Origin of the sequence: Mesorhizobium sp. AR07 (assembly GCF_024746815.1) — a bacterium.
In the GTDB taxonomy this organism is placed as follows: domain Bacteria; phylum Pseudomonadota; class Alphaproteobacteria; order Rhizobiales; family Rhizobiaceae; genus Mesorhizobium.
On the sequence record NZ_CP080525.1, the window covers coordinates 4316470 to 4342889 of the forward strand.

A 26420-nucleotide genomic window follows, 5' to 3' on the forward strand; every position below is an offset into this window, starting at 1 on the left:
GGCGCGGCAAGGAGCGAAGCGACGCAGCGCAGACCCTGGGAGGGCGAAGGTCGGGCGGCCCCGGATGCCCCCGGTTCATGACCTCCTAGGAACAGACTCGTACCGGTGCTAGCCTGTCGCCGATCTCGGCAACGGACCGGACCTGCCATGCGACTTCTTCTTGTCGAGGACGACCACAAGACGGCTGACTACATCGTCAAGGGATTGACCGAGGCAGGCCATGTCTGCGACCTCCTGCGCGACGGGCACGACGCGCTTTTCGCGGCGACCAGCGGCAGCTATGACGTGATCGTGGCCGATCGCATGATCCCGGGCCTCGACGGCCTGTCGCTGATCAAGGCGGTCCGCGCCGCCGGGGTGCGAACGCCGGCCATCTTTCTTACCTCCGTCGGCGGTGTCGACGACCGCGTCGAGGGACTTGAGGCCGGCGGCGACGACTATCTGGTCAAGCCCTTCGCCTTTTCCGAACTTCTCGCCCGCATCAACGCGCTTGGCCGCCGGCCGGCCGCGCAGGAGCAGAAGACTGTTCTGCGGGTTGCCGATCTCGAAATGGACCTGATCATGCGGCGCGTCACCCGGCAGGGCCAGACGATCGACCTGCAGCCGAGGGAGTTCAGCCTGCTGGAAGTGCTGATGCGCGGCGAAGGCCGCGTCATCACCCGCACCATGCTTTTGGAGCGCGTCTGGGACTTTCATTTCGATCCCAGGACCAGCGTCGTCGAAACCCACATCAGCCGGCTGCGGGCCAAGATCGACAAACCGTTCGAAGTCCAGCTCATCCATACGGTCCGCAACACAGGCTACAGCCTGCACACTCCGACATGACCGGAACATGGTCCCGCCTGCTGCGCAGCACGCCGTTCCGGCTTGCCTTGACGTTCGCCTTCCTGTTCATGCTGGCCTTCGTGCTGTCGGGCGCCATCGTCTATCAGATGATGAGCGCCAATCTTGCCGAGAGGCTCGACGAAACCATCAAGGAAACCTACTCGGTCGTGACGGCGACCTATGCCGAGAGCGATATCGAGGACCTGGTCGCCACGGTCGAGAGCCATGCAAAGCTCAGCACGAAGAAGAAACAGCTGTTTTCGCTGACCGACGCGGCCGGAAATCGTCTGGCCGGCAACTTCACCGCGGCAGGACTTCCCGACGGCTTCTCGGTGTTCGACGCGGTATTGCCCGGCGTGCCGCCGGACACCGAGTACCGGGCCTATTCCGGCTCGATCGGCGGCAACAATCTGACGGTCGCTTTCAGCCTTTCCGAAACGGAGGAGCTGGAAAGGGTGGCGATGATCAGCTTCGGCTGGGCAACCCTGATCATCACCGGGCTGGCGGTCGCCGGCGGCGCCCTGCTTGCCTCGCGCGTCCAGCGCCGTCTCGACGGCATCGCCGCCACCATGGTGGATGTCTCGCATGGACGGCTGGATACGCGCATTCCGCTGACCGGTCAGGACGACGACATCGACGTCGTCTCCAGCCAGGTCAATGCCGCGCTCGATCGCCTGTCGGCGCTGGTCGAAGGCATGAAACAGGTCAGCGCCAACATCGCCCACGACCTGAAGACGCCGCTCAACCGGCTGCAGATGATCCTCGACATGGCGTCGGAAAAGAACCTCGCTGGCCTCCAGGTCGCCGGCGAACTGGCGGAAGCGCATGCCGAGAGCCTGCAGATCAACGAGACCTTCGATGCGCTTCTGCGCATCGCCCAGATCGAGGCCGGGGCGCGCAAGGCGCGGTTCACCGATGTCGATCTCTGCGAGGTGCTGAAGACCATCGCGGAAATCTATACAGATGTGGCCGAGGACGACGGCAAGGTGCTGTCGTCGACGCAACTGCACGAAACGGCGGACCGGATCCACGGCGACCGCGAGCTGCTGACGCAGATGTTCGCCAATCTGGTGGAGAATGCGCTGCGCCATTGCCCGCCTGGCACGACGATAAAGCTATCGGTGACGCGCCAGGGCGAACGCATTGTCGCCGGCGTCGCCGACAACGGCCCCGGCATTCCCATGGACGAGCGGGAGCGGGTGTTTCAGCGGCTCTACCGGCTGGACCACAGCCGGTCGACGCCGGGCAACGGTCTCGGCCTCAGCCTCATCAAGGCCATCGCCGATCTGCACGGAGCCTCGATCGCCCTAGACGACTGTCAGCCGGGGCTTGCCGTGGTGGTGAGTTTTCCCCTCGCATAGGGTTAGCCGGCAAAATGCCGGGATGATGGCCGATCTCCACTTCAGGGCTGGCTATCGGATATGGATTTTTGCGAAGATGGACCCCCACCCTAACCCTCCCCACAAGGGGGAGGGAACGCTGCCGCGCTCTTCATCTTGGGCGTCGAGACATCGACAGTTTGCCGAGATCAGCGCCTACGGAAGTCTCCCTCCCCCTTTGTGGGTGTTTGGACCGGAGACATCGCGAACAGGTGTGCGAAGACATCGCGAACAGTTTTGCGCGTTTTGCGCGAGGGGGTTCGGGATGCCATTCGGGGACAACAGCGCGATGAAACAGAAATTGGAATTCGTCAGGTTGGCGAGCGCGGCGGGTGCGAATGTGAGCGCGTTGTGTCGGCGCTTCGGAATCGGCCGGACGTTGGCCCACAAGCTGATCGCTCGCTATCGAGCGCAAGGCGATGCGGGGCTTTTGGAGCGTTCGCGGCAGCCCCATTTGAGCCCACGGCGCAGCGCCCCTGAGGTCGAAGCGGCAGCCCTTTGGGTGCGTGCGGCGCATCCGGCCTGGGGTGGGCGCAAGATCGCGCGTGTGCTCGCTCGCGAGGGTATCGGCACCCCTTCGCCCTCGACGGTGACCGGCATCCTGCGCCGCAACGGGATCGAGCTCGGATTGCAGGGCGGCGGGGCGCAGCCTTTCATCCGCTTCGAGCACGAAGCCCCCAACGATCTGTGGCAGATGGACTTCAAGGGCCATGTCGCCCTGCGCACCGGCCGGCTGCATCCGCTCACCGTGCTCGACGACCATTCGCGCTTCTCGATCGTGCTGTCGGCCTGCTCCGATCAGACCACCCAAACCGTGCAAACGCGCCTGATCGAGGCCTTCCATCGCTATGGCCTGCCGTGGCGCATCGCCACCGACAATGGCCCGCCCTGGGGCGATGGCGGCCGCAACAACTTCACGCTGCTCACCGTCTGGTTGATCGAGGCCAGCGTCGCCGTCAGCCACTCCAGGCCTTGCCACCCGCAGACACTCGGCAAGGACGAGCGCTTCCACCGAACGCTCAAGGCCGAGGCGCTGCAGGGACCACCCTTCGCCGATCTCGCCAAGGCTCAGCACGCCTTCGACCAGTGGCGCCATGTCTACAACGCCCAGCGTCCCCACGACGCGCTGGACGGCGCCGTGCCGCTCGACCGCTACCGGGCCTCGCAGCGCCAGTATCGCGAAATTGTCGAGCCGTTCGAATACGCCAAGGACGATCTCATCCGCCGCGTTCAGCAGCATGGCTTCGTCTCTATTCTCGGCCGCAAAATGCGCCTCTGCAAAGCCTTCGCCGGAAAATCCGTTGCCTTCCGTCCGACCGCAACAGACGGCCTCTTCGACGCCTGGTTCAGACACCAGAAAATAGAAACCATCGACCTCAATGCCATGGCTCGATAGCATGCAAAACTGTTCGCGATGTCCTCGCACACCTGTTCGCGATGTCTCCGGTCCAAACAGTGGGGAGGGGTTAGGGGTGGGGGTATTCGTAGAGCGAAAACCTCAGCGGTCGATGCGCGTCGACAGGATGATCGACGACAAGGTCCGTTCGACCCCGTCCATGGCGCCGATCTGGTCGAGCAGCATGTCGAGGTCGCGGATCGACGGCGCGTCGACGATCACGATCATGTCGAAATTGCCGCTGACCGAATGCAGCATCCTGACCGGCACCAGCGCTCGCAGGCCGCGCACCACCTTGTCGGCGAGCTTGGGCGTCACGGTGAGCAGCACATGCGCCCGCACCAGTCCCTGTTCGTAGTCCGGCGCCAGCCGCACGCCATAGCCGCTGATGATGCCGCGCTGCTCAAGCCGTTCGATCCGGCTCTGCACGGTTGTGCGCGAGACGCCGAGCTTGCGGGCCAGTTCAGCGGTCGAGGCGCGAGCATTCTCGCGCAGCAGGGAAAGCAGGGCTTGCTCGGGCTCACTGAGCATTTCGACGATTCCTATCGGCAGAGTGCGCAATCAGAGTTTCGTTTCGAACAATTCCACGCTTCCTTTCGACAGGCAAGCTGCGAGTCTCATGCATGTCGTCCAAAAGTGTGAAGCGGTTTTGGGACAACGACATGCATAAACAAAAGCATCAACAAAGGCATTCGCGTGAGGGATCGGTCATGAAGAAAATTGTTGTTGTCGGCGCTGGCAAGATCGGCTCGACCATTGCCGAGATGCTCGCCGCCACGGGTGACTATCACGTCACCCTCGTCGACCGCTCCGCGGCGCAGCTCGCTGCTGCCGAACTGCCGGCAACGGTTGCCACGCTGGAACTCGATATCGAAGCATCAGGCGCGCTCGAAGCGGCGCTCGCCGGAAAGTTCGCGGTGCTCAGCGCCGCCCCCTTCCACCTGACCACGCGGCTTGCCGAGGCGGCTGCCAGTGCCGGCGTGCATTATCTCGATCTCACCGAGGACGTCGTCAGCACCCGGCGGGTCAAGGAATTGGCGCGTTCGGCCAAGAGCGCCTTCATCCCGCAATGCGGGCTGGCGCCGGGCTTCATCTCGATCGTCGCCAACGATCTCGCCAGCCGCTTCGATTCGCTGGAAAGCGTGCGCATGCGGGTCGGCGCCTTGCCGCAATACCCGTCCAATGCGCTGAACTACAATCTGACCTGGAGCACCGACGGCGTCATCAACGAATATTGCGAACCTTGCGAGGCGATCGTCGAGGGCGAGCTGATCGAGGTGCCGCCGCTGGAGGAGCGCGAGGAATTCTCGCTCGACGGCGTCACCTACGAGGCGTTCAACACATCCGGCGGGCTTGGCACGCTGGCCGAAACGCTGAAGGGCAAGGTGCGCACGCTGAACTACCGCACCATCCGCTACCCCGGCCACGCCGCGATCATGAAGGCGCTGCTCAACGATCTCGGCCTGCGCCACCGCCGCGACGTGCTGAAGGACATCTTTGAAAGCGCCCTGCCGGCAACGTTGCAGGATGTGGTCATCGTCTTCGTCACCGTCTCCGGCCGCAAGAACGGCCGCCTGCTGCAGGAAACCTACGCCAACAAGATCTATTCGAAGCGCGTCGGCCAGACGGTGCGCAGCGCCATCCAGATCACCACCGCCTCCGGCATCTGCGCCGTGCTCGACATGCTGGCCGACGGCAGCCTGCCGGCGACGGGTTTCGTCAAGCAGGAAGACATCGCGCTCGACGCCTTCCTCGCCAACCGTTTTGGCCGCGCCTACGCCCAGCACGAGATGGTGAGCCGGCTCGCGGGGTGAGATTAGCGCCGCCTTACCTTCTCCCCTTGCGGGAGAAGGTGGATCGGCGCGTAGCGCCGAGACGGTTGAGGGGTGTTAGACGGAACACCGTCCTTGCCAAGCTGGAGCACCCCTCATCCGTCGCCTGCGGCGACACCTTCTCCCGCAAGGGGAGAAGGGAAAGCCGCCACCTCAAATATGCAGCGCGTGTCCCAGCGCCTTCAGCGCCGCTTCCTGGAACCCTTCGCCTTGCGTCGGATGCGCATGGATGGTGCCTGCGATATCCTCCAGCCTTGCACCCATCTCGAGCGCCAGCCCAAAAGCAGCCGCCAGTTCCGACACGCCCTGCCCGACCGCCTGGATGCCGAGCACCAGATGATTGTCCGCGCGGGCGACGACACGAACGAAGCCGTCTTCGCCAAGCCGCGTCATCGCGCGGCCATTGGCGGCAAACGGAAACATCCCGATCTTGATCTCGCCGCCCAACGCCTTGGCCTCTTCAGGCGACAGACCGGCCGTCACCAGCTCCGGATCGGTGAAGCAGACGGCGGGAATTGAGCGCTTGTCCCAGCTGCGCTTGTGGCCGGCGACGATCTCGGCGACCATTTCGCCCTGCGCCATCGCCCGGTGCGCCAGCATCGGCTCGCCGGTGACGTCGCCGATGGCGAAGATGCCGCGCATCGAGGTGCGGCACTGGTCGTCGATGCGGATGAATTTTCCAGCCATGTCGAGATCGATCTGGTCGAGCCCCCAGCCTTCGGTCACCGGCCTGCGGCCGACCGTCACCAAGATCTTGTCGGCGGTAACCTTGGCGCTCTTGCCGTCCGAGGTCTCGACCAGCAGCGCGCCGCCCTTGGTTCCCTTGGCCTTGGCACCTGGCATCACCTCGATGCCCATTGCGGCGAGCCGCTTGACCACCGGCCGCGTCAGCTCGGCATCATACTGCGCCAACACGCGGGGCAAGGCCTCGACCACGGTCACCTTGGCGCCCATTTTGGCGAAGGCCATGCCGAGTTCGAGGCCGATATAGCCGCCACCGACGATCGCGAGCTTTTTCGGCACCTCACTCAGCGCCAGCGCGTCGGTGGACGAAATCACCGAGCCGCCGAACGGCAGGAACGGCAATTCGACCGGCGCCGAGCCTGTGGCAATGACGATCATCTCGGCTCGAATCACTTGGCTTCCCGTCTCGGTCTCGACCGCGACGGTCTTGCCGTCGCGGAACGTCGTCCAGCCGTGGACGGTCTTCACCCCGGCCTTCTTGAGCAGGCCGGCGACGCCGCTGTTGAGCCGGCTGACGATGCTGTCCTTCCAGGCGACCGTTCTGCCAAGGTCGAGCACCGGAGCTGTGACCGAAATGCCGAGGGGACTGCCGCCGCCGGCCATGTGCGACACCTTCTCGAATTCTTCGGCCGCGTGGATCAGCGCCTTGGACGGAATGCAGCCGACATTGAGGCAGGTGCCGCCGGGCTTGCCGGCCTCGACGATCACCGTATCGACACCGAGCTGGCCGGCACGGATGGCTGAGACATAGCCACCGGGGCCGGCGCCGATGACGAGCAGCTTGCAGGAGATTTCTTTCATGTCGATTGCGCCCTTCTGTAGAGAACTGCCAGTGACGCATTCCCGGCTGGCGTCGCGCTGCCCCTCATCCGCCTGCCGGCACCTTCTCCCCGTATAGTGACGGGGAGAAGGGAGATGGCCGCAATGTCGGCGCCGTCCTTGCAACGCTGGCGATTGGCGAAACCATGAATGCCAGCGTATTTCTCCCCGTCACTATACGGGGAGAAATGCCCGGCAGGGCAATGAGGGGCAGCGCGACGCTCCGAGGCAGGTGGAGCAAGACGCTGAGAAGGCATTGCCATCACCCTCAATCCACAAAAATGAGCGCCGGCGTCTCCAGCAGCGTCTTGATGCGCTGGATGAACACCGCGGCGTCCCAGCCGTCGATGACGCGATGGTCGAAGCTCGACGACAGGTTCATCATCTTGCGCGGGATGAATTGCGTGCCGTCCCACACCGGCCGCACCATCATCTTGTTGACGCCGATGATCGCCACTTCCGGATGGTTGATGACCGGCGTCGTCGCCACGCCGCCCATGGCGCCGAGCGAGGTGATGGTGATGGTCGAGCCGGACAGCTCGTCGCGTGTCGCGGTGCCGGATTTCGCCGCCTCGGCAAGCCTGATGACCTCGGCGCCGCAGTCCCAGATGTCGCGCGCCTCGGCGTGCTTGACCACCGGCACCACCAGCCCCGACGGCGTCTGCGCGGCAATGCCGATATGGATGCCGCCATGCTGGTGGATGATGCCGGCCTCGTCGTCGAACAGCGAATTGAGATTGGGCTGGTCTGATATCGCCTTGACCATCGCCCGCATCAGGAACGGCAGCAGCGTCAGCTTCGGCCGCTCACCGTTGCCCGGGCGCTTCTCCTTGTTGAGCGCGGCGCGCAGTTCCTCCAGCGCGGTGACGTCGATCTCCTCGACATAGGTGATGTGCGGGATGCGCGACTTGGACAGCGTCATCTTCTCGGCGATCTTGCGCCTCAAGCCCACCACCTTGATGTCCTGTATGGAATCGTTGCGGGCGAGGCCCGATGTCCTGGCGACCTGCGGACCGCGCGCCAGGAAGGCGTCGATATCCTCATGACCGATGCGGCCGGCCGGGCCGCTTCCGGCAACCTGCCTGAGATCGATGCCGGCCTCTTTCGCGCGCAGGCGGACGGCGGGAGACGCCAGCGGCTTTTCGCCTTCGGGGCGTGGGGCGCCTGTGGCAACTCCGGGTGTCGGCGCCGTACCCCCACCCCTAGCCCCTCCCCACAAGGGGGAGGGGGATTCTGTCTCCGCCGTTCGGACGCCGGTACCTGACTCTCTGGCGTCCGCAGATTTTGGCGCAGCCTTGGATGTCGCGTGCTTCGCGCCAACCTTGGTCGCCGAGGTGCCTCCCCCTTGTGGGGGTCCGGAGGACGAGCGAGACCCGTGGCTCGCCCCGGCAAGGTTAGGGGTGGGGGTAATTTCAGCCGTAGACGTCTCACCTTTGGACGACGAACCGACATTCCCCTCGCCCGCCACCTTCAGCCGCACGATGGGCGAGCCGATCGCCACCGTGTCGCCGATCTCGGCGCCCAGCCAAAGAATCTCGCCATCGACGGGCGACGGGATTTCGACCGTCGCCTTGTCGGTCATGACAGCGGCGAGCACGGTGTCCTCGCGCACGATGTCGCCGATCTTGACGTGCCATTCGACCAGCTCGGCCTCGGCGACGCCTTCGCCGACATCGGGCAGCTTGATGATGTGTTCGCCCATCTCAGGCTCCCATGGTTTCGAGCAGGGCCCGGCCGACGCGGGCGGGACCGGGGAAATAGTCCCATTCCTGCGCATGCGGATAGGGCGTGTCCCAGCCGGCGACCCGCGCCACCGGCGCCTCCAGATGGTAGAAGCAGTTTTCCTGCACCAGAGCCGACAGTTCGGCGCCGAAGCCGGAGGTCAGCGTCGCCTCATGCACGATCACGCAGCGCCCGGTCTTCTTGACCGAGGCGACGATCGTGTCGAGGTCGAGCGGCAAAAGCGTCCTGAGATCGATGATCTCGGCATCGATGCCGGTCTCCTCGACGGCGGCCTGCGCGACATAGACCATGGTGCCGTAGGCGAGCACGGTGATCGCGGAGCCCGCCCTTCGAATCGCGGCCTTGCCTAGCGGCACGGTGTAATGGCCGTCGGCGACCTCGCCCAGCTCATGCTTCGACCATGGCGTCACCGGCCGGTCATGATGGCCGTCGAACGGACCGTTGTAGAGCCGCTTCGGTTCGAGGAAAATCACCGGATCGGGATCCTCGATTGCCGCGATCAGCAGCCCCTTGGCGTCATGCGGGTTGGACGGCACCACGGTCTTCAGCCCCGACACATGGGTGAACAGCGCTTCCGGACTCTGGCTGTGCGTCTGGCCGCCAAAGATGCCGCCGCCGGTCGGCATCCGCACCACGATCGGGCAGGTGAAATCGCCGTTCGAGCGGTAGCGCAGCCGCGCCGCTTCCTGGGTCAGCTGGTCGTAGGCCGGATACATGTAGTCGGCAAACTGAATTTCCACGCATGGCTTCAGCCCGTAGGCGGCCATGCCGATGGCCGAGCCGACAATACCGGATTCGTTGATCGGCGCGTCGAAACAGCGGCTCTTGCCGTATTTGGCCTGCAGGCCATGTGTTACGCGGAAGACGCCGCCGAAGAAGCCGACATCCTCGCCGAACACGACGACTTTGTTGTCGCGCCCCATCGACACATCCATGGCGTCGCGAATGGCCTCGATCATGGTCCGTCTCGGCATGGTCAGACCCCCGCCTGCTGGCGCTGGCGCCGCAGATGCGGCGGCATCTCGGCATAGAGCCCTTCGAACATGTCGCGCGTCGACGGCTTGCCGCCGGCATGCAGCGTGCCGTGGCTTTCGGCTTCCTTCTGCGCAGCAATCACCGTGTCGAGGATTTCCGCCTCGGCCTGGGCGTGCCGCTCGTCCGACCAGACGCCGAGCTGGATCAGATGGTTCTTCAGCCGCACGATCGGATCGCCGAGCGGCCATGCGTCGGATTCGGTCTTTGGCCGGTAGGCCGACGGATCGTCCGAGCTCGAATGCGCGCCGGCGCGATAGGTGACATATTCGACCAGCGTCGGCCCGAGATTGCTGCGCGCCCGCTCCGCCGCCCATTTGGCCACCGCATGGACGGCAAGATAGTCGTTGCCGTCGACGCGCAGCGACGGAATGCCGAAGCCGAAGCCACGCGCCGCGAATGTGCCCGAGCCACCACGCGCAATGCCCTGGAAAGTCGAGATCGCCCACTGGTTGTTGACGACGTTGAGCACGACGGGCGCCTTGTAGGTGGAGGCGAACACCAGCGCCGAATGAAAATCGGACTCCGCCGTCGAGCCGTCGCCTATCCAGGCGGCGGCAATGCGCGAATCGTTCGATATCGCCGAGGCCATCGCCCAGCCGACCGCCTGGATATACTGCGTCGCCAGATTGCCCGAGATCGAGAAGAAGCCGTGCTCCTTCGACGAATACATGACCGGCAATTGCCTGCCCTTCAGCGGGTCGGCCTCGTTGGAATAGATCTGGTTCATCATCGTGACCATTGGATAGCCGTCGGCGATGAGCAGGCCTGCCTGGCGATAGGTCGGAAAATTCATGTCACCGGGGGTGAGGGCCTTGCGGAAGGCGCAGGCCACCGCCTCTTCGCCCAGATGCTGCATGTAGAAGGAGGTTTTGCCCTGGCGCTGCGCCATCTGCATGCGCGCATCGAAAGTTCGCAGCGTCATCATGTGGCGCAGGCCGGCCAAAAGCTCGTCGCTGGAAAGCAGACCGGCCCAGGGGCCGACGGCTTCGCCATTGCGGTTCAGCACCCGGATGATCGAGAAGGCGAGATCGCGGATCGTGCGCGGATCGACATCGATGTCGGGGCGCGGCACCGAGCCGGCCTTGGGGATCGGCACGTTGGAAAAGTCAGGTGTGCCGCCCGGCCGCACTTCCGGCTCCGGAACGTGAAAACGCAACATCCCAGCATCGGCCATGACCTTTGTCCTCCAATGTTGCCCTGCGCCAATATTTGCATATCTGCGCCGCCGCACCAGTGCGAATTCGTCGGGCAAGCCTCCGGTCGTCGGTCCCGGCGGCGCCGGCCGATGCAGCCTCCCGTGCACCAAGATGAAGATATGTCCGCGAAATTTCTTGTCGATGTTGGGCGGTGGCGCGCAATTTGGCACAAGATTGAGCTGGGTTTGTCGGAAGATAAGGTGATTGGTTGGCTTGGCGCCGCGGCCGAAGCTGCCAATCTCCCCCCGTGTGGGGGAGATGCCCGGCAGGGCAGAGGGGGGCGTGAAGGAACGCCACCTTGGTTAATCTATAAGAAGCCAAAAACGGAACTGTGAGCACATGCAAAAGATTGACACGTCGGCGGGACAGCGCCCCCCTCTGTCCTGCCGGACATCTCCCCCACGAGGGGGGAGATCGCGCGCTTCATCGTTTCGTCCAATCCCCCGTTCACCCGGCGCTCCCGCTGTGCTAACCAACCTCCCATGGCACAGAAGAAAGCTTTCGAGGTCGATTCGTGGCTCGCGAAGCCGGACCCGCGCATCTCGATCGTCCTGTTTTACGGCCCCGATCGCGGCCTCGTCTCCGAGCGCGCCAAGGCCTTTGCCGAAAAGACCGGCCTGCCGCTCGACGATCCGTTTTCGGTGGTTCGGCTGGAAGGTTCCGAGGTTGACCGCGACGAGGGCCGCTTGCTCGACGAGGCGCGTACCGTGCCGATGTTTTCCGACCGGCGCCTGCTGTGGGTGCGCAATGCCAGCGGCCAGAAGGCGCTTGCCGACGACGTCAAGGCGCTGACGGCCGAACCCGCGCGCGATGCGATCATTCTCATAGAGGCCGGCGATCTCAAGAAGGGCGTCGGGCTGCGCGCCGTGGTCGAGGCGGCCGACAGCGCCATGGCGCTGCCTTGCTATGCCGACGAGGCCCGCGACATCGATGCCGTCATCGACGGCGAGTTGCTCAAGGCCGGCATGTCGATGACCATGGAAGCCAGGCAGGCGCTGCGCCGCAACCTCGGCGGCGACCGGCTGGCCTCGCGCGGCGAGATCGAAAAGCTCGTCCTCTATGCCCATGGCCAGACGGAGATTGGGCTGGAGGAGGTCAAGGCGATGTCGGGCGACGTCTCCGGCGCCTCCTTCGACGATGCTGTCGATGCGCTGCTCGAAGGCAAGGTCGGCGACTTCGACACCGCCTTCACCCGCCACTGCCAGTCCGGCGGTCAGCCTTTCCTCGTGCTGTCCTCGGCGATGCGGCAGTTGCAGAGCATCCAGGCCATGCGCGGCCAGATGGAGTCCGGCAGCCGCAACGCCGCTTCGGTCGTCGCCGCCGCCCGCCCGCCGGTGTTTTTCTCGCGGCGCAAGCTGGTGGAGAAAGCGCTGGAGCGCTGGAGCAGCGAAGCGCTCGGCCGCGCGCTGACCCGGCTGCAGACCGCGGTGCTGCAAACCCGGCGAAGGCCGGATCTTTCCGTGGCGCTGGCGCGACAGGCGCTGCTTGGCATTGTGGTGGAAAGCAGCCGGCTGGCGCAAAGGTGAAGTGCGATCTCCTCCCTCGTGGGGGAGATGGCCGGCAGGCCAGAGGGGGGCGCTGTCCCGCCAGCGTCTCAGTAAGTCGCGATACCCAGTCGGGTCGATCTTCGGCTAACCGCAGACTGTCAAGGTTGGCATTCCTTCGCGCCCCCCTCTGCCCTACCGGGCATCTCCCCCACAAGTGGGGAGATTGGCAGCTTTTTGATCGCGGCGCCCTTCCTGAAACGTTGACAGGTAGCGAAACCATCAATGACAACCGCCCTCGACCCGTTTACGGAGAGAGGATGCCGGCAGGCAGGTAAGGTGCAGCGCTAACGCACCAAGTCCTTGGGACAGCAGGCAAAATTGGAAATTTCGTGACTCTGGGGAGACGACAGTCGGCCAAAGTATATTGCCGGCTAACTACCTCTCCTGCTTCAGCCTGCGACACAGCTCGTCAAGCTGCTCCAGCGACCGGTACGCTACGCGAAGCTCGCCGCCCTTGCCCTTGTGATCGATCGACACGATCATGCCGAGCGTGTCGGTCATCAGCTTCTCCAGCGCCAGCGTATCGGTATCTTTTTCCGGCGCGCTTTGCGCTTGCTTCGGCTTGGCGGGAGTTGGGCCCGCAGGCATCTGCGCCAGTGCTTCGGCCTGGCGCACCGAAAGCCCTTCTTCGACGATGCGCTTGGCAAGCCCGGCCGGATCCTCCGCCGTCACCAGCGTGCGGGCATGGCCCGCCGACAGCGCGCCGTCGACCAGCATGTCGCGGATCACATCCGGCAGCTTCAGCAGCCTGAGCGTGTTGGCGACGTGGCTGCGGCTCTTGCCGATCACCTGGCCGAGATCGGCCTGGGTGTAGCCGTGATCGTCGATCAATTGCTGGTAGCCGAGCGCTTCCTCGACCGCGTTGAGGTCGGTGCGCTGGACGTTCTCGATGATCGCCAGTTCGAGCGCGGTGCGGTCGTTAACCTCGCGGATGATGACCGGGATCTCGGTCAGCCCGGCGCGCTGCGCGGCGCGCCAGCGCCGCTCGCCGGCGATGATCTCGTAACGGCCGGCCTGTACCGGCGAAGGCCGCGCCACCACCGGCTGCACCACGCCATGTTCCCGGATCGACTGGGCGAGGTCGGTCAGCTCGGCTTCGCCGAAATGCCGGCGCGGATTTTTCGGATTGGGGGTCAGGAACTCGATCGGCACCTTGCCGTCGGCGCTCATACCGGGCTTTTCGGGCGCGGCCGGGCGATCGATCTCCCCGATCAGCGCCGCCAGCCCACGGCCAAGTCTCTTTCTCGAAAGGTCTTCGCTCATAACGCTTCCAGTTAACTGTTTTAGATCGTTTCGGTATCGAATCGGCTCTTAATCTATGCATCAAGCCTAATTAAGCGGCGCGCAATTTGCGCTCACGGCGGATCACTTCCGAGGCCAGCTGCAAATAGGCTTGGCTGCCCGAACATTTGAGATCGTACAGGATCGCCGGCTTGCCGTAGGACGGCGCCTCGGACACCCGCACATTGCGCGGAATGATGGTCTCGTAGACCTTGTCGCCCATATGGGCGCGCACGTCCTGCACCACCTGGTTGGCGAGATTGTTGCGGCCGTCATACATGGTCAGCACGATGCCTTGGATGGTCAGGTCCGGATTGATCGAACGGCGCACCTGCTCGACGGTTTCCAGCAACTGGCTGAGACCTTCCAATGCGAAGAACTCGCATTGCAGCGGCACCAGCACCGAATCGGCGGCGGCCATCGAATTCAGCGTCAGAAGGTTGAGCGATGGCGGGCAGTCTATCAGCACATAGCCGTAACCGGCCGAGCGCTCGGCCGAGGCACGCAAGGCGTTGCGCAGCCGCAGCACCCGGTCTGGCGCCGAGGCGATTTCCATTTCGATGCCGAGCAGGTCGAGCGTCGACGGCACGATCGACAGGCCAGGCACCGCCGTCGGAATGGCCGCGGCTTCCAGATCCAGTTCGCCGGTCAGCACGTCATAGGACGAAACCGTCCGGTCCTTGCGGTCGATGCCGAGGCCGGTGCTGGCATTGCCTTGCGGATCGAGGTCGACGATCAGCACCTTTTCGCCGATCGCAGCCAGGGCAGTGGCCAGATTGATGGCAGTCGTCGTCTTGCCGACGCCGCCCTTCTGGTTGGCTACGGTGATGATTCGGGGGCCATTCTTCATCATGGGTCTATGCCAGAAATTCATTTTTGGTCGCCTGGAGCAATCAGACAGGTCGCAGATTGGACAGTTCAAGGATGACCCCATGCGGGTCGGTCACGCTTGGATGTTCTACCAGATCGAAGGCCCATCGGTGAACGCTTTCTTGCACTTCCGCCCGATAATCCCGGCCTTTGTGGAACAGGCCGCGCGCGCCTGACGTCAGCCATGGCGCCGACAGATCGAGCAAGGTCGAAAGCGAGGCCAGCGCCCGCGCCGTGACGATTTGCGGTGCCGAAACCAACGCATGGCTGTCGATGCGGCGCGCCACGACACGTGCCGGCAGGCTGAACTGGCCGACGACGGCTTGCAGGAACGATGCCTTTTTGCGATTGCTTTCAACCAGATCGATGCTGGCGCCATCCCGCTCGGCAAGCAGGAAGGCCATGACAAGGCCGGGAAATCCGCCGCCCGAGCCAAGGTCTACCCAGCGTTTGGCATCGGGTTCGATGCGCCCGAGTTGCGCGCTGTCCAGGATGTGGCGCTGCCAGACATCGCCCGCCGTCGATTGCGCAACAAGATTGATGCTGCGATTCCATTTCTGGAACATTTGCTCGAACGCCACCAGGCGGTCGAATGTTTCACGTGAAACCGGGCCGGCCGCATCCTGCAGGCTCTTCCAGGAGAAAGAGCTCACGCAACAACCCTTTGATCATTCTCGGGCCTTTGATCGGTCTCGGGCCTCTGTGCACTCTCCGCATGGCGGACATGCGCGACGATGATCGCCAGTGCCGCCGGCGTCATGCCCTCCATGCGCTGGGCATCGGCGATGGAGCGAGGCCGCCGCGCCTGCATCTTCTGCTTCAGCTCGTTGGAAAGCCCCGGGACGCCGGCGAAATCGACCATCTCCGGGATCAACCGGCTCTCCTCATGCCGGATCTGCGCCACATCCGTCTTCTGGCGATCGAGATAGACCGAATATTTCGCTTCCGTTTCGAGACGCTCCGCCGTCTTGGCGTCGATCTCGCCGAATCGCGGATCGACACTGGCCAGCCAGGCGACGTCGACCCCGGGATAGACCAGCAGTTCATAGGCCGAGCGGCGCACGCCATCCCGGTTGATCTCCAGCCCATGCCGCGCCGCCTCATTGGGGGTCATGGTGAGCGACACTGCCAGCTGTCGTGCTTCGTCGAGACGACGCATGACGTCGCCGTAGCGCTGCATCCGTTGTGTCGAGGCAATCCCCAGCCTTGCCGCCAGCGGCGTCAGCCGCTCATCCGCATTGTCGGCGCGCAGCGACAGCCGGAACTCGGCCCGCGAGGTGAACATCCGGTAGGGTTCGCTGATGCCGCGGCTGGTCAAATCATCAACCATGACGCCGATATAGGCCTCGGTGCGGCTGAGCCCGATTTGCTCGCTGCCCGCAGCCCGACGCGCCGCATTGAGGCCCGCAAGCAAGCCCTGCCCGGCTGCCTCTTCATAGCCGGTCGTGCCGTTGATCTGCCCGGCGAGAAAGAGCCCGCCGACGCGACTGGTCTCGAGACTCATGGTCAGCTCGCGCGGATCGACATGATCATATTCAATGGCATAGCCGGGCTGCAGCATGACGGCGCGCTCGAGCCCTGGGATGGTTTTCAGGATATCGAGCTGCACATCCTGCGGCAGCGAGGTCGAGATGCCGTTCGGGTAGACGGTGTCGTCGTCGAGCCCTTCCGGTTCGAGAAAGATCTGGTGCCCGTCCCTGTCGCCGAACTTGACGATCTTGTCCTCGATCGATGGGCAATAGCGCGGTCCCACACCTTCGATCGAGCCGGAATACATGGCGGACCGGCCAAGATTGGCGCGGACCAAATCATGCGTGGCCGCGGTCGTGCGGGTGATACCGCACTCGATCTGCGGCGTCTCGATGCGATCGGTCATCAGCGAGAACGGCACCGGATCCTCATCCGCCGCCTGTTTCTCCAGCGAAGCCCAGTCGATGGTCTTGCCATCCAAACGCGGCGGCGTGCCGGTTTTCAGCCGCCCGAGCTTGAAGCCCTGGCGGCTCATCGTCGCCGACAGGCCGAGGCTCGCCTGCTCGTTCATGCGGCCGGCGACGATTTTCTTTTCGCCGATATGGATGAGCCCGCGCAGGAACGTCCCGGTCGTCAGAACCACGGCCCCGCAGGCTAATCGCCTGCCATCGGCCAGCAGAACAGCCACGATCCGCCCATCCACAATATCGAAGTCGAGAACCTCGCCTTCGACAACGTCGAGATCGTTCTGGAGCCGAATCGCTTCTTGCATGGCAAGGCGATAGAGTTTCCGGTCGGCCTGCGTGCGCGGACCGCGCACCGCCGGGCCCTTGCGGCGATTGAGCAGACGAAATTGAATACCTGCGGCATCCGCCACCCGGCCCATGAGGCCGTCCATGGCATCGATCTCGCGAACGAGGTGACCCTTGCCAAGCCCGCCAATGGCCGGATTGCACGACATCACGCCGATCGTGTCGAAGCGAAGCGTCACCAGCGCGGTCCTGGTGCCGGCACGCGCAGCCGCACTGGCCGCCTCGCAACCCGCATGGCCGCCGCCCACCACAACCACATCATAGCGATCGGTCATTTCCAAAAGTCCCGGACTTCATAAAGATTGAGCGACACATGTCCCCGCGAGGCGATGCTGTCAAGAAAACTCCGCGAGTCGTTTCACGTGAAACAACGTCGAGGTCGGCTTGCGGCGGTGTTTCACGTGAGTCGCAGCGATCGAGGGACCAACCACGCCTCGTTGGCGCCGCCCCTCACCTGCCTGCCGGCATCCTCTCCCGTATAGTGACGGGGAGAGGGGCGCTGTGTCATCGCGTTCACCAATTGTCAGCGTTCTAAAGAGGACGCTGGCGTTGCGGCCAGCCCATTTCTCCCCGTCCCTATACGGGGAGAAATGCCCGGCAGGGCAATGAGGGGCAGCGCCATCCGCTGCGACTATGTTTCACGTGAGTCACAGAAACCTCTCCAGTACGCTCCACTGTTTCACGTGAGTCATTTTCCGATGCAGAACTGCGCGAAGATCACGTCCAGCATGTCCTCGACATCGATGGCGCCTACGATCCGCCCCAGCCGGTCAGCGGCGAGCCGCAACTCCTCGGCGCGCAATTCCTGCCCGACAGCCCGGTCGTCAGTCGCTCGGCGCAGATGGCGGTTTGCCTCGCCGAGCAATTCAACGTGGCGCAGGCGTGACGGCAGGATATCGCCGACATTCCCGGCAGCGCTCGCCGCGCGCTGCCCTATGTCCGCCAGCAACGCCCCCACGCCCGTCCCATCCATCACCGAGATAGCGTGATCGTAGCGCTTCTCCGCACCGCGAGCCTCCCGCGCTTCCAGCAGGTCAAACTTGGTGCCAACGCGCAAGGCCGGTATCGCTTCTGGTATCGAATCGACCGCCCTCGGATCCGCGACATCCTGCAACAACAACAGGAGATCAGCGTGACCAGCCTTGGCCCTCGCCTTCTCGATGCCGATCGCCTCGACCTTCCCTGGCGCATCGCGCAGGCCGGCGGTGTCTGTCAGCCTGATGCGCAGGCCGTCAAGTTCCAGTGATACTTCAAGCAGGTCGCGGGTCGTGCCCGGCTCATCCGTTACAATAGCCGCATCGCGCCGCGCCAAGGCGTTGAACAGACTCGACTTGCCGGCATTGGGCGCACCGAGGATGACAACCTCAAACCCGTCGCGGATGATTTCGGCGGCGCGAAATCCGGCACTATGCCGGTCGATCTCGCCGATCATCGCTCGCACATCAAACCAGACCGTATCCGAAACGGAACCCGGCACATCATCCTCGTCGGCAAAGTCGATCTCAGCCTCGATCATGGCACGGGCATGGATCAGACGGCGGCGCCAGCCGAGATAGAGTTCGCTTTGCACGCCTTCGGCGTTCTGGACCGCAAAGCGCCGCTGCGCCTCGGTCTCGGCATTGACGAGATCGGCCAGCGCCTCGGTCTCGACCAGGTCGACCTTGCCATTGAGGAAGGCGCGGCGGGTGAATTCGCCGGGTTCCGCGTGCCGGACACCGTCAAAACCGGTGATCGTCTCCAGCATCCTGGCCACCACGGCCCGCCCGCCATGGACGTGGAATTCCGCGACATCCTCGCCGGTAAAGCTGGCGGGGCCAGGAAAGAAAACAACCAGGCCGTTGTCCAGCACGGTCCCGTCCGGTGCCCGCAGCTTGCGCAAAACCGCCGCGCGGTCCTTAACCATGCTGCCGGCAATCGTTTCGACAACGAATCGAGTCCGAGGGCCGGAAATGCGGATAACGGCGACGCCGGCGGGAAGCCGGCCGCTCGACAGCGCTACGATCGAATCCCTTGAAATCATTTGCCCGCTCACCCGAACCGCCTTAGCTTCGCCGGCTCAATCCATGATTACCGGGTAGCCTCATCGTGACATTGCCGCCGCAAAACCTGCTAGCCGAAGAAGCCAGCCCCTATCTGCAGCAGCACAGCGGCAATCCCGTCCATTGGCGGGCCTGGTCGCCGGCTTCGCTTGAAGAGGCAAAGGCGCTGGACAGGCCAATCCTGCTCTCGGTCGGCTATGCCGCCTGCCACTGGTGCCATGTCATGGCGCATGAAAGCTTCGAGAATGACGACGTCGCCGCCGTCATGAACCGTCTGTTCGTCAATATCAAGGTCGACCGCGAGGAGCGGCCGGACATCGACCAGATCTATATGGCGGCTTTGTCCTCGATGGGCGAGCAGGGCGGCTGGCCGCTGACGATGTTCCTGACACCGGACGGCAAGCCATTCTGGGGCGGCACCTATTTCCCGCGCGAGCCGCGTTATGGCCGCCCGGGCTTCATCCAGGTGATGCAGGCGGTCGACAAGGCCTGGCGGGAGAAACGGGCGAGCCTGAACCAGAGCGCCGACGGCCTGACCACGCATGTCGAGGCGCGGCTTGCCGGTTCGCATGCAAAAACAGCACTCGATCGCGACACGCTGGAAAACCTTGCCAGGGGCATCGACGGCATGATCGACAGGGATCTCGGCGGTCTGCGCGGCGCGCCGAAATTCCCGAATGCGCCGTTCATGCTCACCCTTTGGCTGTCCTGGCTGCGCGACGGCAACGCCGCGCATCGCGACGACGTCCTGCTCAGCCTCGAACAGATGCTGAGCGGCGGCATCTACGACCACATTGGCGGCGGGCTCAGCCGCTATTCGACCGACGCCGAATGGCTGGTGCCGCATTTCGAAAAGATGCTCTACGACAACGCCCAGTCCATCCGCTTTTGCAACTGGGCCTATGCGGCGAGCGGCAATGAATTGTTCCTGATACGAATCGAAGACACGGTCGACTGGCTGCTGCGCGAGATGCGTGTCGATGGCGGCGCCTTTGCCGCCAGCCTCGACGCCGACAGCGATGGTGAGGAGGGGCTGTTCTACACCTGGAGCAGGGAAGAGATCGAAGCCGCGCTCGGCGACGATTCCGCATTGTTTTTCAAACACTTCACCCTATCCAGCCCGCACGGCTGGGAAGGCAAGCCGGTTGTCCACCAAACCCGCTCCCAGCAGTCACGGAGCGTGGTCGATCACAAAGAACTCATTCCGCTGAAGGCGAAGCTTCTCGCCATCCGGGAGAAACGGGTCAGGCCTGGCCTCGACGCAAAAACCCTCACCGACTGGAACGGCCTGATGATCGCAGCCCTGGCCGAGGCAGGCCGGTCGCTGGCGCGGCCAGACTGGATCGAGGCGGCGGCAAAAGCCTTCGCCAACATCAGCGCCGCGAGTCGCGACAACCGCCTGCCGCATTCGATGCTCGGCGCGAGAAAACTGTTTCCGGCCCTGTCGAGCGACTATGCCGCCATGAGCAATGCCGCGATCGCCTTGTTCGAAGCCACCGGCGATTGGAGCTATGTCGACCAAGCCAGGCAGTTCATCGAGCAGCTCGACCTTTGGCATGCCGACACTGAAAAGACCGGCTATTATCTCACCGCTTCCGACAGCACCGACGTGCCGATCCGCATCAGGGGCGATGTCGACGAAGCCATCCCTTCAGCCACCGGCCAGATCATCGAGGCATTGGTCCGGCTCGCCTCGGTCACCGGCGATCTCGATCTGCAGGAGAGGGCGTGGAAGATCGCCGAGCATGCCGCCGGCCGGGCCGCGCAGCAAGCCTACGGCCAGGCGGGCATTGTGAATGCCTGTGCGCTCGCCATCGAGCCGCTCAAGCTTGTGCTGATAGACGATTTGACGGATCCACAACTTGTTCCGGTTGCGAATCGAAATCCCGACCCGCGCCGGGTCGATGTATCAATTTCGATCGGTTCGGCAGCGAATCGACCCTTACTGCCCGGCGGAATCCTGCCGCCAGCCGACAGGCCGGGTGCGTGGTTGTGCACGGGACAGGTTTGCCTTCCCGTCGTCACCGATGCCGAAGAACTGCAACGTCTCCTGCGTCGCCGATAGATCGGATGCTTCGCCTTGCGCCGACGGGAACGCTGCCTGTCTTCGCTTGAACAGCAAATCCCTGGCGGCGACCACCGCGCCGATGGTGATCAGGACGCAAGCGAGCGCCACCGACCAGTGGAACACGCCAAACCCTGCAAGCAGCAGCACGATCACCGAAAACAGCGGTGCGGCGTAGGACAGGGCGCCGAGGATCATGATGTCGCCGTGCTTGCAGCCATAGTCCCAGGCATAGAAGCCGGCACCCAGCGGGATCGTGCCCAGGACAAGGATGGCGCTCCACTGCGTCATCGTCTGCGGCCAGACCGTGGTTTCGAGCATCAGGTGCAGCGCAAAGGCGACCGCCGCGGTGATGAAGCAATAGCCGGCCACCACGTCGGTCGGCACCTGGCCAAAGCGACGCGACAGGACCGAGTAGCCGGCCCAGATGAAGGCGCAGAACAGAGCGATGACATGGCCATTCATCACCCCATTGGCCAGACCGACGCTGCCGCCCTTGGTGATCACCACAACGGCGCCGGCGAGGCCGAGAACCACCCCCACGACGTGATGAACCTTCAGCCTTTCTCCCGGCAGGAAAGCGGCGAAGACAACGATCAGCAGCGGCCAGAGATAGGCGATCAGGCTGACCTCGACCGGCGGCGCCGACTGGATCGCGAAGAAGTAGGCGCAGTGGTAGATGCACAGCCCTGCAGTGCCGATCGCCCAGACCGGCCATGGCTGCCGCAGCGACCGGATCGCTTGCGGGCGGAACATCCAGCTCGTCGCTCCGACCAACCCTCCGAGCAGGAACGTCATAGCCGCCAGCTGAAAGGGCGGGATCGAACCTGCCGCGGTTGAAAGCAGCGCCAGGAACGACCAGGTCAGGATGGCCGAAAAGCCAATCAGGGTCGGGATTGTTTTCTTCACGTCGCTTCGTCTCATCTCGCGAGCGCAATTAGTTGCATAGGGATTGACCGACCCGCTGCCGCATACGGCCACGCGGTATCGGGAATGCGACCTGACCCGCCTCAATGAAAAACCCCATCCCGGTTTCCCGGAATGGGGTTTGCTGCATAGCCGAAAAAGTCTCGGGCCAGACGCCTTACGTGTTCATCGAATCGAAGAAGTCCGCGTTTGTCTTGGTCTGCTTGAGCTTGTCGATCAGGAACTCGATCGCGTCGGTGGTTCCCATCGGCGCCAGGATGCGGCGCAGCACGAAGATCTTCTGCAGGTCCTGGCGGGCGACCAGCAAGTCCTCCTTGCGGGTGCCGGACTTCAAGATGTCCATGGCCGGATAGATTCGCTTGTCGGCGACCTTGCGGTCGAGCACGATTTCCGAATTGCCGGTGCCCTTGAACTCTTCGAAGATGACTTCGTCCATGCGGCTGCCGGTATCGATCAGCGCCGTGGCGATGATGGTCAGCGAACCGCCTTCCTCGATGTTGCGGGCGGCACCGAAGAAGCGCTTCGGCCGCTGCAATGCATTGGCGTCGACACCACCGGTCAGCACCTTGCCGGATGACGGCACCACGGTGTTGTAGGCGCGGCCGAGGCGGGTGATCGAATCGAGCAGGATGACGACATCGCGGCCATGTTCGACCAGGCGCTTGGCCTTCTCGATGACCATTTCGGCAACCTGCACGTGGCGCACCGCCGGCTCGTCGAAGGTCGAGGAGACGACCTCGCCCTTCACCGAGCGCTGCATGTCGGTGACTTCTTCCGGCCGCTCGTCGATCAGAAGCACGATCAGATAGCATTCGGGATGGTTGGTGGTGATCGAGTGGGCGATGTTCTGCAAAAGCACCGTCTTGCCGGTGCGCGGCTGCGCCACGATCAGGGCGCGCTGGCCCTTGCCGAGCGGCGCCACCAGGTCGATGACGCGGGCTGAAATGTCCTTGGAGGTCGGAACCTCCATTTCCATCTTCAGCCGCGACGTCGGATAGAGCGGCGTCAGATTGTCGAAGTGGATCTTGTGACGGATCTTTTCGGGATCGTCGAAATTGATCGTGTTGACCTTGAGCAGCGCGAAATAGCGCTCGCCCTCCTTCGGGCTGCGGATCGGCCCTTCGACCGTATCGCCGGTCTTCAGCGAAAAGCGCCGGATCTGCGACGGCGAAATGTAGATGTCGTCGGGACCTGGCAGGTAGTTGGCGTTGGCCGAACGAAGGAAGCCAAAACCGTCCTGCAGTACCTCGACCACGCCATCGCCGATGATCTCGACGTCCTGGGCGGCCAGTTTCTTCAGGATCGCGAACATCAGCTCCTGCTTGCGCATGACGCTGGCGTTTTCGACCTCGAGCGATTCGGCATAAGCGATCAGCTCTGGCGGTTTCTTGTTCTTGAACTCGGCGAGTTTCATTTCTTGCATAGACGGACCTTGAACGGATGGAGTCTGGGTAAGCTTTGGGAAGATATCGGCGGGATGCGACAAATGCCGGGCGCGGCCGAAAGCAATGATGGGCGGCGCATGACGGGAAGGAAGACCCGTCTTTTATCGTCGGTTGGATGAAAGAGCAAGCTGCGTTTTAAGCGCCGGATAGGCTCAGAACGGCTTGACGACAACCAGGATCACGATTGCGATCATCAGCAATGTGGGGATCTCGTTGATCATCCGCCAGTGCCGCGCCGGTTTTTCATTGCGGTCCTCGGCGAATTTGCGCACCGCACCCGCCAGATAGCCATGAACGGCGGACAGCAAAAGCACTGCACCGATCTTGGCGTGCAGCCAGCCACCGTGGAAACCAAAGCCTTTCCAGGCGAGCCACAGGCCGAACACCCAGGTGACGATCATCGCCGGATTGATGATGCCGCGCAGCAGGCGGCGCTCCATCACCTTGAAGGTCTCCGACTGCACCGAGCCCTTCTCGGCATCGGCGTGGTAGACCAGCAGCCGCGGCAGATACAGCATGCCCGCCATCCACGAAATGACGGCAAGGATGTGGATCGCCTTCGCCCATGGATAAAAGCTGTCGGGCGCGACGAAATACAAAAGTGCGGTGAGAACAACCAGCACGGCAATGCCTGATATCATGCGCATCATCGCCTGGCCGGTGCTGTTCGTGTTGCCAGCGTTGTTCGACTGAACCATCAGCGTGTCGCGCTCCGCACAAGTTTCACCATCGCCTCGACATGGGCGATCGGCGTCTCCGGCGTGATGCCGTGACCGAGATTGAAAATCAGCGGCCCGTCTCCCAGCGCTTTCAGGACGGCCTCGACACCATCGGATAGCGCTTTGCCGCCAGCCACGAGCCGTAAAGGATCGAGGTTGCCTTGAACCGCACCCGAGCGCTGCAAATCCTTCGCTGCCCCCAGGGGCACCGTCCAGTCGATCCCCAGGGCCGTCACACCGGTCTTCTGGCGATAGGTCTGGTAGCGCGCGCCGGCGCCCTTGGGAAAACCGATGATCGGCACATCGGGATGAACCGCCCGCACTTGTCTGACGATCTCGGCCACCGGCTGAACGCAGAACAGGTCGAAGGACGCATCGTCGAGCACCCCGGACCAGGAATCGAAAATCTGCACCACGTCAGCACCCGCCTCGATCTGGCGGATGAGATAGGCGGCCGAATGATCGACAAGCACTTTCAGCAAGTACTGAAATGCCGCCGGCTCGCGATAGGCGAACAGCCGCGCCGGCGCTTGGTCGGGTGTGCCATGACCGGCAATCATGTAGGTCGCCACCGTCCACGGCGCGCCGCAAAAGCCGATCAGCGTTGTCTCGTCGGGTAGTCTTGCCCGTAATCGGCGAACCGTCTCGTAGACCGGTTCGAGATTCACGTGAAACGTTTTGCTTTCCAGAGCCTCTATCTCGGCTGCCGTGATCGGCGTCAGCAGGGGACCGCGTCCCTCTTCAAAGCGCACGTCGCGGCCAAGCGCATGCGGAACGACAAGAATGTCCGAGAACAGGATCGATGCATCGAAGCCGAAGCGCTCGATCGGCTGCAGCGTCACTTCGACCGCAAGGTCGGGATCGTAGCAGAGGTCGAGGAATGATCCGGCGCGCCTGCGTGTTTCCCGATATTCCGGCAGATAGCGCCCGGCTTGACGCATCATCCAGAGCGGAGGCGGGAACACCGCCTTGCCCTTCAGCACGTCCAGCATGATCCGGTTCTGGGGCATCGAGCGCTCGCTTCTCCAAGCCTTCCTATAATCTAAGATTCTTATATCTAAGATTCTTCTGATTCTAAGAGTCTGTTGGTTGTGGTGGTTGTCACCTGTCCCGCTTTGCCCCGAAAAATACCAGCCAGCATATTGTCGCGCGCTTGCTCAGCCAAAACTGTAGGGTTCTGGGGAAGATCAGGAATCCATTACTGGAGTCAACGCGTTACAAGGTGCCGGCAAAAACCCGCCCTGTGGACAGACGATGGCCAAAAAAAGCCGTCCCCGGACTTGTCCCCAGCCGCCCGACGAAGCTGACAGCACAACGAATTGTGGACAAACCGCCATCTGATACAGTCGCCCCTGACCGGCCCGCTTTTCCATCCCGCCTTATCCACAGCCGCCCACAGCCCCAGGTGACCCCCTGTGAACAAACCCCAGAGCTTCTTCCACCTGCACCTGATTTCCGACGCGACCGGCGAAACGCTGCTCGCCGCCGGCCGGGCGGCTTCGGCGCAATACAAGGATGCGCGCGCCATCGAGCACATCTACCCGCTCATTCGCACGGAAAAGCAGGTGGCCAAAGTGTTCGAGGACATCGAGGAGGAGCCGGGCATCATCCTCTACACGGTCGTCGACCAGAAGCTCGCGCGCGGCATCGACGAACGCTGTGCCACCATGGGCCTGCCCTGCGTGTCGGTGCTGGAGCCGGTGCTCACCGTGTTCCAGTCCTATCTCGGCACGCCGGCCGGCCGCCGCGTCGGCGCCCAGCATGTCCTCGACGCCGAATATTTCCGCCGCATCGATGCGCTCAACTTCACCATGGACCATGATGACGGCCAGCTGCCGACCAACATGGACGATGCCGATGTGGTGCTGATCGGCATCTCGCGGACCTCGAAGACGCCGACCAGCATCTATCTCGCCAATCGCGGCATCAAGACCGCCAACATCCCGATCGTGCTCGGCGTGCCGGTGCCGGAAAGCCTGGTCAACGCCACCACGCCGCTGATCGTCGGGCTGATCGCCACCGCCGAGCGCATCTCGCATGTCCGGCAGAACCGCATTCTCGGCAACAGCAGTTCTTATGAGGCGAGCGACTATGTCGACCGCGCGGCGATCAGCGAGGAGCTCGCTTACGCCCGCAAGATCTGCACGCGCCATGGCTGGCCGATGATCGATGTCAGCCGCCGCTCGATCGAGGAAACGGCGGCGGCGATCGTTGCCCTGCGCGGCAAGTCGAGATAAATGAGGCGAAAAGTGAGTTTTCCCAGTCTTCTCTAGCGC

20 protein-coding genes and 1 pseudogene are annotated in these 26420 nt (G+C 63.4%); 7 read left to right on the forward strand and 14 right to left on the reverse strand.

The genetic code is table 11. The features are described 5' to 3' along the window. Positions 1-147: 147 nt before the first annotated feature. From BPNPMPFG_RS21915 to BPNPMPFG_RS21925, 3 genes are all read left to right on the forward strand, one after another. Positions 148-825, forward strand: a complete 678-nt coding sequence (locus BPNPMPFG_RS21915) for a winged helix-turn-helix domain-containing protein (RefSeq protein ID WP_258590750.1) — start codon at positions 148-150, stop codon at positions 823-825. Then, on the forward strand, positions 822-2186 hold the full coding sequence (locus BPNPMPFG_RS21920) for a sensor histidine kinase (protein WP_258590751.1): 1365 nt from the start codon (positions 822-824) through the stop codon (positions 2184-2186). The genes BPNPMPFG_RS21915 and BPNPMPFG_RS21920 overlap by 4 nt, the downstream gene beginning before the upstream one ends. A gap of 283 nt (positions 2187-2469) precedes the next feature. Next, on the forward strand, positions 2470-3600 hold the full coding sequence (locus BPNPMPFG_RS21925) for an IS481 family transposase (RefSeq protein ID WP_413776797.1): 1131 nt from the start codon (positions 2470-2472) through the stop codon (positions 3598-3600). A 102-nt stretch (positions 3601-3702) separates the two neighbouring features. Here BPNPMPFG_RS21925 and BPNPMPFG_RS21930 read toward each other — a convergent pair whose 3' ends face one another. Further along, positions 3703-4131: an Lrp/AsnC family transcriptional regulator gene (locus BPNPMPFG_RS21930; protein WP_258590753.1), complete on the reverse strand. Its 429-nt coding sequence runs from the start codon at positions 4129-4131 to the stop codon at positions 3703-3705. Positions 4132-4310: 179 nt separating this feature from the next. Between BPNPMPFG_RS21930 and BPNPMPFG_RS21935 the strand changes: the two genes are divergently transcribed. Beyond that, positions 4311-5414: a saccharopine dehydrogenase family protein gene (locus BPNPMPFG_RS21935; protein WP_258590754.1), complete on the forward strand. Its 1104-nt coding sequence runs from the start codon at positions 4311-4313 to the stop codon at positions 5412-5414. A gap of 171 nt (positions 5415-5585) precedes the next feature. On the opposite strand, the gene lpdA is transcribed toward BPNPMPFG_RS21935, so the two are convergent. The 4 genes from lpdA to BPNPMPFG_RS21955 form a co-directional block, all read right to left on the reverse strand. Next, a complete protein-coding gene (lpdA, locus tag BPNPMPFG_RS21940; RefSeq protein WP_258590755.1) occupies positions 5586-6977 on the reverse strand; it encodes a dihydrolipoyl dehydrogenase in 1392 nt (463 codons plus the stop codon). 286 nt (positions 6978-7263) lie between these two features. Then, entirely contained in the window at positions 7264-8697 is a 1434-nt protein-coding gene (locus tag BPNPMPFG_RS21945) for a dihydrolipoamide acetyltransferase family protein (protein ID WP_258590756.1), read from the reverse strand. Position 8698: 1 nt separating this feature from the next. Continuing rightward, positions 8699-9712, reverse strand: a complete 1014-nt coding sequence (locus BPNPMPFG_RS21950) for an alpha-ketoacid dehydrogenase subunit beta (protein WP_258590757.1) — start codon at positions 9710-9712, stop codon at positions 8699-8701. A 2-nt stretch (positions 9713-9714) separates the two neighbouring features. Further along, the gene (locus BPNPMPFG_RS21955; RefSeq protein WP_258590758.1) at positions 9715-10947 is read right to left on the reverse strand and encodes a 3-methyl-2-oxobutanoate dehydrogenase (2-methylpropanoyl-transferring) subunit alpha; all 1233 of its coding nucleotides are present in this window, start codon (positions 10945-10947) and stop codon (positions 9715-9717) included. A gap of 504 nt (positions 10948-11451) precedes the next feature. Between BPNPMPFG_RS21955 and holA the strand changes: the two genes are divergently transcribed. Beyond that, complete coding sequence (gene holA / locus BPNPMPFG_RS21960; protein WP_258590759.1) at positions 11452-12495, forward strand: DNA polymerase III subunit delta; 1044 nt, start codon at positions 11452-11454, stop codon at positions 12493-12495. Positions 12496-12891: 396 nt separating this feature from the next. On the opposite strand, the gene BPNPMPFG_RS21965 is transcribed toward holA, so the two are convergent. From BPNPMPFG_RS21965 to mnmE, 5 genes are all read right to left on the reverse strand, one after another. After that, positions 12892-13779, reverse strand: coding sequence for a ParB/RepB/Spo0J family partition protein (locus BPNPMPFG_RS21965; RefSeq protein WP_258590760.1), 888 nt, complete (start codon positions 13777-13779; stop codon positions 12892-12894). Positions 13780-13849: 70 nt separating this feature from the next. Next, complete coding sequence (locus BPNPMPFG_RS21970; protein ID WP_258590761.1) at positions 13850-14650, reverse strand: ParA family protein; 801 nt, start codon at positions 14648-14650, stop codon at positions 13850-13852. Positions 14651-14690: 40 nt separating this feature from the next. After that, on the reverse strand, positions 14691-15320 hold the full coding sequence (gene rsmG / locus BPNPMPFG_RS21975) for a 16S rRNA (guanine(527)-N(7))-methyltransferase RsmG (RefSeq protein ID WP_258590762.1): 630 nt from the start codon (positions 15318-15320) through the stop codon (positions 14691-14693). Further along, positions 15317-17224 (reverse strand): tRNA uridine-5-carboxymethylaminomethyl(34) synthesis enzyme MnmG, encoded by a 1908-nt coding sequence (gene mnmG, locus BPNPMPFG_RS21980; protein WP_258590763.1) that lies wholly within the window; start codon positions 17222-17224, stop codon positions 15317-15319. Before mnmG ends, rsmG begins: the two co-directional genes overlap by 4 nt. A gap of 413 nt (positions 17225-17637) precedes the next feature. Further along, positions 17638-18969: a tRNA uridine-5-carboxymethylaminomethyl(34) synthesis GTPase MnmE gene (gene mnmE, locus BPNPMPFG_RS21985; RefSeq protein ID WP_258590764.1), complete on the reverse strand. Its 1332-nt coding sequence runs from the start codon at positions 18967-18969 to the stop codon at positions 17638-17640. Between the two features lie 65 nt (positions 18970-19034). Here mnmE and BPNPMPFG_RS21990 point away from each other — a divergent pair, with 65 nt between their 5' ends. Beyond that, entirely contained in the window at positions 19035-21053 is a 2019-nt protein-coding gene (locus BPNPMPFG_RS21990; RefSeq protein WP_258590765.1) for a thioredoxin domain-containing protein, read from the forward strand. A gap of 120 nt (positions 21054-21173) precedes the next feature. Here the strand turns inward: BPNPMPFG_RS21990 and yddG are convergent. From yddG to hemE, 4 genes and pseudogenes are all read right to left on the reverse strand, one after another. After that, positions 21174-21977, reverse strand: a pseudogene (gene yddG / locus BPNPMPFG_RS21995) (aromatic amino acid exporter YddG); the annotation flags it as partial. A gap of 160 nt (positions 21978-22137) precedes the next feature. Further along, the gene (gene rho, locus BPNPMPFG_RS22000) at positions 22138-23403 is read right to left on the reverse strand and encodes a transcription termination factor Rho (protein WP_109663581.1); all 1266 of its coding nucleotides are present in this window, start codon (positions 23401-23403) and stop codon (positions 22138-22140) included. A 174-nt stretch (positions 23404-23577) separates the two neighbouring features. Next, a complete protein-coding gene (gene hemJ / locus BPNPMPFG_RS22005; protein WP_413776798.1) occupies positions 23578-24123 on the reverse strand; it encodes a protoporphyrinogen oxidase HemJ in 546 nt (181 codons plus the stop codon). Beyond that, positions 24123-25154 (reverse strand): uroporphyrinogen decarboxylase, encoded by a 1032-nt coding sequence (gene hemE / locus BPNPMPFG_RS22010; RefSeq protein ID WP_258590766.1) that lies wholly within the window; start codon positions 25152-25154, stop codon positions 24123-24125. Before hemE ends, hemJ begins: the two co-directional genes overlap by 1 nt. Before the next feature lie 405 nt (positions 25155-25559). Here hemE and BPNPMPFG_RS22015 point away from each other — a divergent pair, with 405 nt between their 5' ends. Further along, positions 25560-26381 (forward strand): pyruvate, water dikinase regulatory protein, encoded by an 822-nt coding sequence (locus BPNPMPFG_RS22015; RefSeq protein ID WP_258590767.1) that lies wholly within the window; start codon positions 25560-25562, stop codon positions 26379-26381. Positions 26382-26420: the final 39 nt, after the last annotated feature.